Consider the following 12,616-nt stretch of genomic DNA (forward strand, 5'->3'; position numbering starts at 1 on the left):
GGAACAAGGAGGAAGAATGAACATCGAAGGCATTGCGGCAGTAGTCACCGGAGCGGCTTCCGGGCTTGGCGAGGCGACGGCGCGGGCGCTTGCGGCCAAGGGCGCCAAGGTCGCGGTGTTCGATCGCGACCAGGAACGCGGGGAAAAGGTTGCCGCCGACATCGGGGGTATCTTCTGCGAGTGCGACGTGACTAGCGAGGAGAAGGTCGCCGCTGCCTTCGCCAAGGCGCGCGACGCGCATGGGCAGGAGCGGGTGCTGGTCAATTGTGCCGGCGTCGCCAATGCGGTGAAGACCGTCGGCCGCGACCGCGAGACGAAAGAAGTCAAAAAGTATCCGCTGCACCAGTTCGAGCTGGTGATCGGCATCAATCTCATCGGCACCTTCCGCTGCATCGCCCATTCCGCTGCCGGCATGGTCGATGCAGAGCCGCTGGAGGATGGCGAGAAGGGCGTGATCATCAACACCGCCTCGGTTGCGGCGGAAGACGGGCAGATCGGGCAGGCGGCCTATTCCGCGTCCAAGGGCGGCGTGCTGGCCATGACTCTGCCGATCGCGCGCGACCTGATGAACGAGGGCGTGCGGGTCAACACTATCCTGCCGGGCGTGTTCAAGACGCCGATGGTGGCCATGATGCCCGACAACGTGCAGGATGCGCTCGCCGCGCAGGTGCCATTCCCCAAGCGGCTTGGCCGACCCGAGGAATATGCGGAGCTGGCGGTGTTCATGGTCGAGAGCGGGTACATGAACGCGGAGCACATTCGCCTGGATGGCGGGATCCGGATGGCACCACGGTAAGAGGGACAGGGGCCAACCCGGCCGGTAACGAGCTCGGACGCGCGGAGCCAGGCGCTTGGCATACATGGAGTAAGGCATGGCTGATAACGCTCTCCTCGACGCCATCGTCAACGCCGCTCTGGAGGCGGGCGAGGCGATTCTGGCTGTTCGGCGGCGCGGCTTTGACGTCGAGCAGAAGGGTGACAGTTCGCCGGTCACCGAGGCGGATCGCGCGGCGGAGCGCATCATTTTGGCGGCACTGCTCCACGCTGCGCCGGGAGTTCCCGTCATTGCCGAGGAAGAGGTAGCGGCTGGGCGCATCCCGCTCCACGACGACACCTATTTCCTCGTCGATCCGCTCGACGGCACCAAGGAATTCGTCCGGGGTGGTGACGATTACACGGTCAATATCGGCTTGATCAGCTCGGGCCGGCCCACGCTCGGCATCGTCCTCGCGCCGGAAACCGGCCGCATGCATGGCGGCATCGTTGGACAGGGGGCGTGGGTGGCCGAGAATGGGGCGCGGCAGACCATTGCGACTCGTCCGCGCGGGGAAGACTTGATCGCGGTCGCGTCCAAGTCGCACTTCACCCAAAATACGGCCGATTACCTCGACAGCATCCGCCCGGGGTGCGGCCACGTGGCGATCGGTTCCAGCCTCAAATTCTGTATCGTTGCGGAAGGAAAAGCCGACATCTACCCCCGGCTGGGGCCGACGAGCGAGTGGGACACTGCGGCCGGGCACGCCGTGCTACTTGCCGCGGGCGGGCAGTGCGACGGCCCTGATGGGACCTTCCTGCGCTACGGCAAGCGCGCCTTTTTCAACCGGGCGTTCGTCGCGACCGCAGGCTGGCAGGCCCCCGCCTTGCAGCCCTTCCTGGAGGAGTTCGCCGGCGGCGGGGACCTGCCGCAAGGTGTCTAGCAGGCTTCGCCGCGGGCGAGTTTGATCCAGAACGGGTAAAGTTCGCCGGCGACGGGCGCGCCCCGCGGTCCATCCAGGCGGTCGACTTCATCGCGGAGCTCGTCAGGCGAACAAGCAGCGGGAGCACTTCGTCGGCCCGTGCGGGCGTGCCGTCACAAAGCGAACGAGCCGCGTTCGCTGCGTTGGCAATCGCGGCGCGGAGCGCGGCGACGGAGTCTGGATCGAGTTTCGGCTGCATGTCGAAGCAAGCAGAAGACGACGCTTCCTTGCCACAATCCATAGCTCCGAACCGAAACGGATCGATATCTGGTGACTTGGCGGAGCCAGAGCGCGTAGAGCGGACCAGCTCGGTTCATGTATGTTGCAGGATCGCCATGACCGTAGCCTATCCAACCACCTTTCAGCCTGTTCGCACGGCGAGTCCTGTCAACGTCCTGGTCGTCGCGAATACCGATGCGGCAGTGAGCCGCGCTCGGCGGACGATCGAGGGCGGGGGGCATCATGGCGGCCGGCCGATGTCTATCGCGGAGGCTGGCGAGAGGCTGGATACCGCCGCTCAGACCGGCCTGATCTGGATCGAGATCGAGGAACTGGACAGTCAGGCGGAGCAACTGCTCCAGCGGGTCGACGCGGAGGTTGGCTCCGGACGGTATGGCGCGGTGGTGGCGGCGCCTCCGGAGTTGATCGATCCGGTGACCGCATGGATCCTCCATCCCGATGTCGAACTCGTGATCGGCCGGAATGAAATCGATCGCGCGGCGGCGCTGTCGCTGGCTACACTCAGGGCTCCCAATACGGCCGTGCGGGACAGCAATGCGGATGAAGGCGCCGCCCGGCTACGGCAGCTGAGTGAGGAAGTGAGCCGCATCGCGTCTACCCTCGCTCGTCTGTCGGGTGAGGCGGGACCAGCTTCGCCTGCCTCCGTCCTCCAGGCTCCGGCTACGGCCGAGCTGCCGGCGGTCCCAGGCGATGCGGTTCGCTCGATCATTCGGGCGCGGCGGGCACGGGGCAATTACCTTCCGGCGGACCTGTTCGCCGATCCGGCCTGGGACATGCTGCTGGACCTGCTTTAGGCGGAGCTGATGCAGCACCGGGTGCCGGTGTCCAGCCTCTGCATCGCCGCTGCGGTGCCGGCCACAACCGCCTTGCGCTGGATCAAGACAATGACCGAGCGCGGCTTGCTGGTGCGGCGTCCCGATCCGCACGACGGCCGGCGCATCTTCATCGAAATGTCGCACGCTACGAGCCACGCGGTTCGGCGCTTCTTCTCGGAAGTGGGCCTGGCGCTTGTCTGATGCGGCTTGCGCCGACTGAACATCCGTGACACGAGCCGCCGTTCAAGAGCGGGCGCTTAGCTCAGTTGGTAGAGCATCTCGTTTACACCGAGAGGGTCGGCGGTTCGAGCCCGTCAGCGCCCACCACCGCACGGCACGCTACAGCCTGATCCAGCCGAACAGCAACAGCAACAGCAATGTGCCGACTGCGGTAATGAGCAGAGATCCGAGGCAGCCTGTACGGTTCGAAAAGAAGAAAAGCATAGCAGGCCTCCAAGGTGAGGCTGCGGTAACGGACAGAAGCGTCAGAGGCTCCGGATCAGTGTGACCGCCACCGCCACCCACGGCGGATCGGCAACGACGCTCTGGCGACCGCCGGCGCCCGGTGGAAGCAGATGGAGCTTCCCTCCGTCCCGACCGATCAGGCGGCCAAAGAGGAACCGGCCGGCAGGACGGGGAACCAGAACATCGCGGTTCATGGCGCGGCCGAAGTCCGCCGGCTCCAGACGCTCGCACCAGATCGCATCGCCGGCGCGGTAGTCACCGAGGCTCGCGGAAACCGTAATTGCCATCTGACCCCGCGCATTGCGCGGCGGAACGATCCGCAACGGTGAACGCGGTGCCGCTGCCCCGTGGTGGGTCAAGGTCGCGACCACCTCGAGATCCGACCGATCCGGATGATCGACCAGATCACCCGCATCCACCCCAAGCGCCGCTGCGATCCTGTTCAACCATCCGATCGACACCGTCCGCATTCCCGTTTCCAGACGGCCGACAGTTTGCGCGGTGGTTGGCGGCACGCACGCGCGCGCAACGTCGTCCAAAGTCATGCCGCGCGCCTTCCGGACCTCACGGATGCGGGTGATCATAAAGTTCTCCACAAACCATATAGGTTTAGTGCTGTCCTACACTTTATCGTTTGTGGCAAGGCCTGTGGGGCGTTGGGAACGAAGGAGCATGGGATGGCGAGCGGACGACTGTTGGCAGAACTACCGGTCGGAGCAGACAGGCAGAGCTCGGGCAAGGCGCCCACCCGCAGCGTGACGGTGAATACAACCGAGTCTCCGTTGGGTTGGCTGCTGGGGCGTGGGCATGTCACCCGGCGGCAGTTCCAAGCCGGTGAGCAATTGCGGGATGATTGGGAAGGAGCGAAGCTTGCGCCGTCGGTGACCATGCGGTGGGACCCGGCACCCGTGAACAAGGGAAGTGGTGGGCGAGCGCCAAGGCTGACTCCGAGCGAACGGCAATGCCATGCAAAGAGGAGGTTCGATGACGCTCTGGCTGCGACCGGCCCTGGGCTGACCGACATTCTCTGGCGAGTGGTTTGTGCCGGGGAGGGAATGCGCGATGCTGAAACAGCTCTTGGGTGGCCGGCGCGGGCCGGCAAGCTGGTCCTGACCATCGCGCTGGACCGCGTCGCAGACTATTACCGCATCCGCTGAGAGGCGTGCCGGGAGAAAAGGCAATGATCGTTTATGGTTCGTCCATGTCGCCCTTCGTGCGCAAGGTGCTTGCCTACGCGAGCGAGAAGGGCATCGGACTGGAATCGCGCGCGGTTGGCATGGCGGACCAAGATCCAGAGTTTCGCGCGGCCAGTCCGTTCGGCAAGATGCCTGCTCTGGCGGACGGTGACTACCGGTTGGCGGATTCCAGTGCGATCATCCACTATCTGGAAGCGCGCTACCCTGAGCCCATGCTGATCCCGGCAGAAGCTCGCGCGCGCGGACGGGTCATCTGGTTCGAAGAGTTCGCGGACACGATCCTAAGCGCTTGCGGGGCGAAGATGTTCTTCAACCGTGTGGTCGCGCCCATCTTCCTGAAGCGATCCGGCGATCTTGAGGTTGCCAACAACGCCGAGCGGGAAGAGCTGCCGAAGCTGCTCGACTATTTGGAGAGCGTAATCCCCGACGTGGGGTTCCTGGTCGGCGAGACCCTGACCCTGGCCGACATTGCGGTCGCCAGTCCCCTAGCTAACCTGGGGCATGTCGATGTGGAGATCGATTGCGCCCGACATCCCCGGACGGCGGCTTACGCGGAGCGGATCTTGAACCGACCGAGCTTCGCGTCTCTTGTCGCGAAAGAGCGAGCGTTCTTGGCCCGCGCTCGGGCGTAACTAAAGCCGCGGCGCTGAATGAGCGCCGCGGCTTCAAGAGGCTAGAGGGAGCTTCCCTCGATGTCGGTTTCTCGGCCCTGCGAGCGTTCGGTTTCCACGTCCACGTCGCCGGAACTGTCGCTCTGTCCCGTGGAGGCACCTTGGCCCTGTTCGGCATAGCTCTGGTGGCCGGCGCTGGACTGTTGGTAGTTGGGATCCTGTTCCTTGTCAGGCTGGTCCTGGCTCTGGGGCTGAGTGACGGCTTCACCGCTATTGCCGTACGAAGCCTGACCGGTGGACGAGGCACCCGCATCGCCAGTCGACGTTCCGGCGCTCAGGGTCGTACCTGTTCCAGCGTTGCTGTCATTGCCGCCGATCGGCTGCCCCTTTTGCTGGGGCTGCTGCTCACCGTGGGGCGGCTGCTGTCGCGATGCTTCTTCGTGCGAACCATGATCGGAGCGATTTTCGCTATTCATCGCGTTCTCCTCTTCGATGCCCTGCTCTGGGGAAGAACACGGCGCGGAAAGGAGGCGTTCCGCTGAAACGGCGTATTCCGCGACGAGCGGCGGCGCGTGCGACGAACGGAAAAAGGGCCGCCGGATCGCTCCGACGGCCCTTTTTACTGATTGATGAGAAGGGCGAGGCTTAGGCCTGCGCCGGTTCCTCACCTTCCGCAGGAGCAGCAGCTGCCTCGGCGGTCGCGCCTGGCTCGGCGTTGGGATCATAATCCTCGGTGAAGCCGGCGTTATCACGCTCGAACATCTGGGCCATGACGTCCACGCCCTGAGCCTGTAGCTCGGCCTCTTCGGGCGAACGGGCGACGTTGACCTTCACCTGGATCGAAACCTCGGCGTGCAGGCTGACCTTCACCTCGTGCATGCCGATCGACTTGATCGGACGATCAAGGACGATCTGGCTCTTGGACACCTTGGCGCCATCGGCCTCCAACGCATCAACGATGTCGCGGGCACTGACCGAGCCATACAGCTGGCCGGTGTTCGAGGCCTGACGAATGAGCTGCACCGTCTTGCCGTCGACACCCTTGGCCGACTTCTCGGCTTCGGTGCGGCGTTCGGCGTTGTCGGCTTCGATCTTGGCGCGGTTCGCCTCGAACAGCTTGCGGTTCGACTCGTTTGCCCGAAGCGCCTTCTTGTTCGGGAGCAGATAGTTGCGTGCGAAACCGTTCTTGACGGTGACTACGTCACCGATCGCGCCCAGCTTTTCGACGCGCTCTAGCAGGATAACTTCCATGGGAGCGCTCCTTACTTCACGACATAGGGAAGCAGGCCGATGTGGCGGGCGCGCTTGATCGCCTTCGCCAGCTCACGCTGCTTCTTGGTGGAGACCGCGGTGATGCGGCTGGGGACGATCTTGCCACGCTCGGACACGAAGCCCTGGAGCAGACGGACGTCCTTGTAGTCGATTCGGGGAGCTTCCTTGCCCGAGAAGGGGCAGCTCTTGCGGCGGCGGAAAAATGCACGGGCCATGAGTTATGCTCCCATTTCTTCGCGCGGAGCGCGGTCGGCGCGGTCTCCACGATCCGGACGGTCACCGCGATCCGGGCGGTCACCGCGGTCGCCCCTCGGGCCGCGTTCACGATCGCGCTCCGAACGGCGCATCATGGCCGACGGACCCTTCTCATGATCCTCGACGCGGATGGTCATGAAGCGGATGATGTCTTCGTTGATCCCGGTCTGGCGCTCGAGCTCGGCCAGTGCCGGAGCCGGGGCGTCGATGTCGAGCATCACGTAATGCGCCTTGCGGTTCTTGGCGATTCGGTAGGCGAGGCTGCGCAGGCCCCAGGTTTCGGTCTTGGCGATCTTGCCGCCATTGTCTTCAATGATCTTGGTTGCGGTTTCCGCAAGCGCATCGACCTGGGCCTGAGCCAGATCCTGACGCGCGAGGAAAACATGCTCGTAGAGCGGCATGCCTGTTCTCACATGTTGGCCGATCGCTGACGGGCGCCCCATGCGCACCGCCCCTCCGGCTGTCGTTCCAAAGCAAAACCGGAGCTGGACGAGCCGCGCTCCGGAGCGGCGCCTATGCGCGAGGAGCCGCGAAAAGGCAAGCGCACGCAAGGGGCGGAGCCGAACACGAACCACATAGGCACAAGAGTGTTGACATCGTCACGCTCTTCCGGCACATACATGGCTATTATGTAGCTAACCAACCCAATGCGATTTACACAGGTATCCCAGCGCCTTGATGAATGGTCCGGACCAGATCGTCTTGCAATCGATGGAACGACACCCGTCCCGTGCCGTCCGAAAATCCGGAAGAGCAACTTGAAACTGACGTTGGCACTGGCTTTGGCTACCAGTCTGATCTCGACAAGCACGGCTTCGGCCCAACAGCCGAGATCATTGGCCGGGCCGACCTACGTCTTCTTTGATTTCGGCAAGCTGGCCTTGAGCCGGGATGCGGAGGCGTCGCTCACCGAACTGATCGCCTCCATCCCGCGTCGATCGGGGGCGGTCGTGGAAGTCGTCGGGTTTAGCGACACAGCCGGGTCTACGGGCGCTAACCGCTCCATTGCCCTTAAGCGAGCCATTGCCGTTCGCGACTTTCTCCAGGCCCGCGGACTAGCGACCGAAACGATCCGGATATCCGCCCATGGAGAGCAGCAACTGCTTGTTGCAACCGCAGACGGAGTTAGAGAGGCGCAGAACCGACGGGTTGAAGTCCGGGTGCTCGGCCAGGATCCTAGATGACCCAGGTCACTGGTGGTTGCCATTGTGGGTCGGTGCGCTTTCAAGCCGAGGTACCCGACGGAAGCGTTCAAGCCTTGGCTTGTAATTGCTCGATCTGCCAAATGACCGGTTTCGTTCACATTATCGTGCCTCATGACCGCTTCACGCTGTTAAACGGTGGCGGCCAACTCACCTCCTACAGGTTTGGCACCGGAACGGCCGAGCACCTGTTCTGCTCTCGCTGCGGTGTGAAGAGCTTCTACCAGCCGCGCTCCCATGCCGACTTCTGGAGCCTTAATGCCAACTGCATCGATCAGCAGCTGAACCTGAGCGTTGAGCAGTTCGACGGGCGCAACTGGGAGAATGCCAAGGTCCACCTCGACGGGAATGCGCGCGGCGGCTAGGCCGCCGTCCATGCATCGCCCGCTCCGATTGACCTGCAGCAAGGATGCGCTTGCGGCTAACTGGCGCTGGCTTGCCAGTAAGTCGGGCGTGCCCTGCGGCGCGGCCGTAAAGGCCGATGGCTATGGGCTCGGTGCTCGCGACGTCGTCGGCGTTTTGCTCGAAGCCGGTTGCGGCGACTTCTTCGTGTCGAGTTGGTGGGAAGCAGAGCAGCTTGCGGGTATCAGCCAAGGCGCTGACCTGGCAGTGCTTCACGGCTTCGGCCCAGATGATCTTCCCGCGCTTGAACTGGCTGCCCGACCTGTTCTCAACTCCACTGAGCAGGTCGCGCGGTGGAAAGAGGTGGCTCCTCAACGGCCGTGCGACGTGATGATCGACACCGGCATGAACCGGCTTGGGTTGCGGGAGGCTGAGGCGGGAGTTCTCGACGGACTACGCATTCATACCCTGCACACCCATTTGGCCTGCGCGGACGAAGACCATCCGTTGAACAGCCTGCAGTTGGAGAGATTCCGCGCAGCGGCGGCCTCCATTCCAGCCGAGAGGTACAGCCTTGCAAACACGGCCGGTATACTGCTCGGGTCGGAATATGCCTTCGATCTTACCCGCCCCGGCCTGGGCCTGTACGGTGGGGTGACCGGCGAGTCGGCCCGCGTTCACATCCAGCAGGTGGCGCACCTGGAGGCGCAGATCGTACAACGGCGCACGATCCGCTCCGGGGAGAGCTGCGGCTACAGCGCCACGTACGTCGCACCTTCGGACATCCAGGCTGCGGTGCTGAACATCGGCTATGCAGATGGGTATTGGCGCGGCTTTTCCGCCCGCGGCTCCGCTCGATGCGGCGATGCGCTGCTGCCGGTCCTTGGCCGCGTGTCGATGGATCTCGTGATCACCGATTGCAGCGCGGCCCCGGATCTCAAGGAGGGTGACTGGGTCGCGATCGACTTCTCACTTGAGGAAGCGGCGACAGTGTCCGGCAAATCGCAATATGAGCTATTGACCGGGCTTGGCCGCCGCTTCGAGCGCAGCTGGCTGTGACCTTTTCGGTGCCGGCGTCTTCGGCTGGTATCGGCATAGATCGGCAACCGGGCAGCGCCAGCATTCCGGCTTCCGGGCCTTGCAGATGTATCGCCCGTGCAGAATTAGCCAATGATGGGCGTGGCGCCGGAACAGGTCTGGCGTAACCCGCTCGAGGGCAAGCTCCACCTCTAGCGGCGCCTTGCCTGGCGCGAGCCCGGTTCGATTGGCCACTCTGAAGACGTGCGTGTCCACGGCGATAGTCTGTTGTCCAAAGGCGATATTGAGGACCACGTTGGCGGTTTTTCGGCCGACGCCGGGCAATAGTTCCAGGGCGTCCCGAGATTGCGGAACGGTTCCGCCGTGCTCGTCGACCAAGATGCGCGACAAGGCGATGACGTTCCGCGCCTTGGTGTTGAACAGGCCGATGGTCCTGATGTGCTCGCGGACGCCATCTTCCCCAAGGCTGATCATGGCATCTGGACTGCTGGCGAGTGCGAACAGCCCGCGAGTGGCCAAGTTGACACTGATGTCGGTCGCCTGCGCGGACAAGGCCACCGCGACAAGCAGGGTATATGGATTGACCCACTCCAGCTCGCCCTGAGGCTCAGGATTAAGTTCGGCCAACCGTTGGTAGAATTCGAAGACTTCCGCCTGCTTCACGCCGCCACGACATCGCGCATCGAGTAGAGCCCAGGCTCGCGGCCTGCGAGAAAGCGGGCCGCGGCGAGAGCGCCGCGCGCGAATACAGCGCGGCTCTCCGCCCGATGGGAGAGGATCAACCGCTCCTCAGAGCCGGCGAAGATCACATCATGGTCGCCGACCACTGTTCCGCCGCGCAACGCGGCAAAGCCGATCGCGCCTTCCCTCCGAACAAGTCCGGTGCCGTCGCGCGCGCGGTCAGCCTGCGCGGCCAACACTTGGCCGCGGCCTCGCGCGGCTGCCTCGCCAAGGGCCAGAGCTGTCCCGGACGGCGCGTCAGCCTTCAGGCGGTGGTGCATTTCGAGGATCTCGACGTCCCATTCCGTTCCCAGAACCCGCGCTGCCCGCTCCACAAGGTCCGCGAGGAGCGCCACCCCGAGCGAGGTGTTGGCGGCGTGCAGGACGGGCACGGTCCGGGCCGCTTCCGCTATTCGGGAAGCCGCGAGGTCGTCCAACCCAGTAGTCCCGATCAGGATCGGAGTTGCCGAGGCGATCGCCCGATCGAGACTTCCGGCTAGCGCATCCGGCGCCGAGAAGTCGACCAGCACGTCACCATGGTCCTGGTCGATGGCAAAGCGGGGATCGGTCTCCACGGTCGTTGCGATTGCCTGGCCCATCCGCCCATTTGGCGCGACCAGCGTGAGACGAAGTGGTTGATGGGGGGTGCGCATTGGTGGCTTGTGGCTTACCGCTGCTTCCCACGCAATGCGGCTTGCAGCCTGCGGCGTCCCTGCGCCGCGTTGATCATGCCGTGCCGAGGCGTGGGCGATCGGCAAGCTTTTCCTGCAATCGCAGTGCCGCGGCGGGGGCTCGAACCTTGGAACCGTTGATCATGAAGACGTAGGTGTCGCGCCCCTCCGCCAACCACGAGCTAGCCAGTTCCGCGAACCGGTCCAGATCCGCGTCCGAATAGCCGGTCTGGACCTCCTCCTGCATCCGCTGCAGCCGCGCGTAGCGAAAGCTGGCGGTGTCCGCGCCGATGCAGGGGAATTCGTCATCGTCGCCGTAGACCACTGCCACGTCGTGCTCGCGGCAGATTGCGAAGAAGTCTTCGTCCCTGAAACTCTCATGGCGAGGTTCGATCGCGTGCCGGAGCGTGACACCGTTCCACTCGCGCGGAAGAGCTTCGGCAAAGCGCGCGATGTCGTCACGGTCGAATTTGCGGCGCGACGCCAACATCCACAGGATCGGGCCCAGCTTCGGGCCCAGTGCGGTCAGTCCTTGATCCAGGAAAGTGGTGATCCCTTCTCCCGCGTCGCCGAGCTTGGGACGGGTAACGCAGAAGCGGCTCGCCTTGATCGCGAATTGGAAGCCCTCGGGCACCACCGCCGCCCAATTCTCCCAGCTTGCGAGGCTTTGGCGGCCATAGAAGGTCGCGTTGATTTCGATGGCGCCAAGCTGCCGCGAGGCGTGTTCCAGTTCGCGTGATTGCGGAAGCTTGTCCGGATAGAATGTCCCGCGCCACGGTGGATAGGTCCACCCGCCGATGCCGACGCGGACCCGGCCTTCGCTCACGCGTCCGGCTGAGGCGGCAGAAAGCGGCTGACGATGTCCTTGGCAAGCCGCGCCGGTCGGTGGGACACCGCATCGAGGCAACACCAGGTGCTCTTGATCTCGGCCACTACGTCTTCGCCACGCTTGATCACGGTGGTGAAGAATGCCCGCGCGCCCTGCACCTGTTCGGCGATGACGTCGGCCACTACGCTGTCCTCCAGGAAAGCGGGCCGGCGATAGCTGATCTCATGCTTCAGGGCGACCCACAGGTGCGACGACACAGCCTCCGCGGGCGCGACCTTCTCCCAGTAACGCACGACCGCCTCCTGTACCCACTTCAGGTACACGCTGTTGTTGACATGACCCATATGGTCAATGTCGGCTGGTTCGATCCCGATAGCGTGGCGGTACATCACCTGGTCCATGCCGCAGCGTGAATGCTGCTGACAATGTTGTCAACAAACGTCGCGGTCGAAGGTTGCGGAGCGCTGTCGCATGCGAGGTGCATTCCGTCCCCAGCGCCGCTGCGCTAGGTAGCCGGCATGGCAGACAGCATCGTGATCCTGACCGGCGCCGGCATTTCCGCGGACAGCGGTGTCGCGACCTTTCGCGGGCCAGATGGCCTCTGGGAGGGGCACCGGGTGGAGGATGTCGCAACGCCAGAGGCTTTTGCGCGTGACCCGGTGCTGGTCCACGCCTTTTATGACGCTCGGCGCTTCCGCCTTGCCGAGGTGAAGCCCAATGCGGCCCACCACGCACTGGCCCGCCTGGACGCGGAGTGGCCCGGTGACGTGCTGATCGTCACCCAGAATGTCGACGATCTTCACGAGCGGGCAGGGGCCCGGCGACTCCTCCACATGCATGGTGAGTTGTTGAAAGGCTGGTGCCTGGCCTGTGATGGGCGTTTCGCCTGGGATGGGCCAATGGGCAGTCGAGCCGTTTGCCCGTCCTGCCGCGCCGTCGGTCAGGTCAGGCCCGACATCGTCTGGTTCGGCGAGATGCCGTACGACATGGAGCGGATCGACGAGGCGCTGCAGCGTGCGGACCTGTTCGCATCCATCGGCACTTCCGGTGCGGTTTACCCCGCCGCCGGCTTCGTCCAGACCGCCCGCTACTGTGGCGCGCGTACGATCGAGATGAACCTGGAGCCGAGCCAGGGCAGTATCTTCTTTCACGAAAGCCGGATGGGGCGGGCGTCCGAGCTGGTGCCGGCGTGGGTCGACCAGCTCCTCGCGAGCCGGGGCTGAC

The 12,616-nt window shown here is 64.2% G+C and carries 19 protein-coding genes and 1 tRNA gene; 11 read left to right on the forward strand and 9 right to left on the reverse strand.

All coding sequences use genetic code 11. The features are described from left to right. The first annotated feature begins 16 nt into the window (after positions 1-16). From ACFQPG_RS05395 to ACFQPG_RS05415, 5 genes are all read left to right on the forward strand, one after another. The gene (locus tag ACFQPG_RS05395) at positions 17-796 is read left to right on the forward strand and encodes an SDR family oxidoreductase (RefSeq protein ID WP_380810792.1); all 780 of its coding nucleotides are present in this window, start codon (positions 17-19) and stop codon (positions 794-796) included. A 76-nt stretch (positions 797-872) separates the two neighbouring features. Next, a complete protein-coding gene (gene cysQ, locus ACFQPG_RS05400; RefSeq protein WP_380810794.1) occupies positions 873-1,697 on the forward strand; it encodes a 3'(2'),5'-bisphosphate nucleotidase CysQ in 825 nt (274 codons plus the stop codon). A 374-nt stretch (positions 1,698-2,071) separates the two neighbouring features. Further along, the gene (locus ACFQPG_RS05405) at positions 2,072-2,770 is read left to right on the forward strand and encodes a hypothetical protein (protein ID WP_380810795.1); all 699 of its coding nucleotides are present in this window, start codon (positions 2,072-2,074) and stop codon (positions 2,768-2,770) included. 9 nt (positions 2,771-2,779) lie between these two features. Continuing rightward, positions 2,780-2,992: a winged helix DNA-binding protein gene (locus tag ACFQPG_RS05410; RefSeq protein ID WP_380810796.1), complete on the forward strand. Its 213-nt coding sequence runs from the start codon at positions 2,780-2,782 to the stop codon at positions 2,990-2,992. A 50-nt stretch (positions 2,993-3,042) separates the two neighbouring features. Then, positions 3,043-3,118, forward strand: a tRNA-Val gene (locus tag ACFQPG_RS05415). 158 nt (positions 3,119-3,276) lie between these two features. Here ACFQPG_RS05415 and ACFQPG_RS05420 read toward each other — a convergent pair. After that, positions 3,277-3,840, reverse strand: a complete 564-nt coding sequence (locus ACFQPG_RS05420) for a helix-turn-helix domain-containing protein (RefSeq protein WP_380810798.1) — start codon at positions 3,838-3,840, stop codon at positions 3,277-3,279. Positions 3,841-3,933: 93 nt separating this feature from the next. On the opposite strand from ACFQPG_RS05420, the gene ACFQPG_RS05425 reads away from it, so the two are divergent. Together ACFQPG_RS05425 and ACFQPG_RS05430 are read left to right on the forward strand one after the other, a co-directional pair. Next, positions 3,934-4,413 (forward strand): DUF6456 domain-containing protein, encoded by a 480-nt coding sequence (locus ACFQPG_RS05425; RefSeq protein WP_380810799.1) that lies wholly within the window; start codon positions 3,934-3,936, stop codon positions 4,411-4,413. A 23-nt stretch (positions 4,414-4,436) separates the two neighbouring features. After that, entirely contained in the window at positions 4,437-5,084 is a 648-nt protein-coding gene (locus tag ACFQPG_RS05430; RefSeq protein ID WP_380810800.1) for a glutathione S-transferase family protein, read from the forward strand. A 41-nt stretch (positions 5,085-5,125) separates the two neighbouring features. Here the strand turns inward: ACFQPG_RS05430 and ACFQPG_RS05435 are convergent, their stop codons facing one another. The 4 genes from ACFQPG_RS05435 to rpsF form a co-directional block, all read right to left on the reverse strand. Continuing rightward, complete coding sequence (locus tag ACFQPG_RS05435) at positions 5,126-5,539, reverse strand: hypothetical protein (RefSeq protein ID WP_380810802.1); 414 nt, start codon at positions 5,537-5,539, stop codon at positions 5,126-5,128. A gap of 169 nt (positions 5,540-5,708) precedes the next feature. Next, positions 5,709-6,314 (reverse strand): 50S ribosomal protein L9, encoded by a 606-nt coding sequence (gene rplI, locus ACFQPG_RS05440; RefSeq protein ID WP_380810803.1) that lies wholly within the window; start codon positions 6,312-6,314, stop codon positions 5,709-5,711. Positions 6,315-6,325: 11 nt separating this feature from the next. Next, entirely contained in the window at positions 6,326-6,550 is a 225-nt protein-coding gene (gene rpsR / locus ACFQPG_RS05445) for a 30S ribosomal protein S18 (protein WP_380810805.1), read from the reverse strand. 3 nt (positions 6,551-6,553) lie between these two features. Then, on the reverse strand, positions 6,554-6,991 hold the full coding sequence (rpsF, locus tag ACFQPG_RS05450) for a 30S ribosomal protein S6 (RefSeq protein ID WP_380811719.1): 438 nt from the start codon (positions 6,989-6,991) through the stop codon (positions 6,554-6,556). Between the two features lie 357 nt (positions 6,992-7,348). Here rpsF and ACFQPG_RS05455 point away from each other — a divergent pair, with 357 nt between their 5' ends. Genes ACFQPG_RS05455 through alr form a run of 3 tightly spaced genes read left to right on the forward strand, consistent with a single transcriptional unit; the run spans position 7,349 to position 9,193 of the window. Beyond that, entirely contained in the window at positions 7,349-7,774 is a 426-nt protein-coding gene (locus ACFQPG_RS05455) for an OmpA family protein (protein ID WP_380810807.1), read from the forward strand. Next, entirely contained in the window at positions 7,771-8,157 is a 387-nt protein-coding gene (locus ACFQPG_RS05460; RefSeq protein WP_380810809.1) for a GFA family protein, read from the forward strand. The genes ACFQPG_RS05455 and ACFQPG_RS05460 overlap by 4 nt, the downstream gene beginning before the upstream one ends. A gap of 10 nt (positions 8,158-8,167) precedes the next feature. Further along, entirely contained in the window at positions 8,168-9,193 is a 1,026-nt protein-coding gene (alr, locus tag ACFQPG_RS05465; RefSeq protein WP_380810811.1) for an alanine racemase, read from the forward strand. On the opposite strand, the gene nth is transcribed toward alr, so the two are convergent. The 4 genes from nth to ACFQPG_RS05485 form a co-directional block, all read right to left on the reverse strand. Further along, positions 9,149-9,835, reverse strand: coding sequence for an endonuclease III (nth, locus tag ACFQPG_RS05470; protein WP_380810813.1), 687 nt, complete (start codon positions 9,833-9,835; stop codon positions 9,149-9,151). The two genes, alr and nth, sit on opposite strands and share 45 nt — an antisense overlap. Then, positions 9,832-10,545, reverse strand: a complete 714-nt coding sequence (gene dapB / locus ACFQPG_RS05475) for a 4-hydroxy-tetrahydrodipicolinate reductase (RefSeq protein WP_380810815.1) — start codon at positions 10,543-10,545, stop codon at positions 9,832-9,834. The genes nth and dapB overlap by 4 nt, the downstream gene beginning before the upstream one ends. A gap of 73 nt (positions 10,546-10,618) precedes the next feature. After that, a complete protein-coding gene (locus ACFQPG_RS05480) occupies positions 10,619-11,389 on the reverse strand; it encodes a DUF72 domain-containing protein (protein WP_380810817.1) in 771 nt (256 codons plus the stop codon). Then, entirely contained in the window at positions 11,386-11,793 is a 408-nt protein-coding gene (locus ACFQPG_RS05485) for an acyl-CoA thioesterase (RefSeq protein WP_380810819.1), read from the reverse strand. Before ACFQPG_RS05485 ends, ACFQPG_RS05480 begins: the two co-directional genes overlap by 4 nt. Positions 11,794-11,910: 117 nt before the next feature. Here ACFQPG_RS05485 and ACFQPG_RS05490 point away from each other — a divergent pair, with 117 nt between their 5' ends. Then, positions 11,911-12,615: an NAD-dependent deacylase gene (locus ACFQPG_RS05490; protein WP_380810821.1), complete on the forward strand. Its 705-nt coding sequence runs from the start codon at positions 11,911-11,913 to the stop codon at positions 12,613-12,615. Position 12,616: the final 1 nt, after the last annotated feature.

This window comes from Sphingomonas sp. GCM10030256, from assembly GCF_042666415.1.
Lineage (GTDB): Bacteria > Pseudomonadota > Alphaproteobacteria > Sphingomonadales > Sphingomonadaceae > Sphingomicrobium.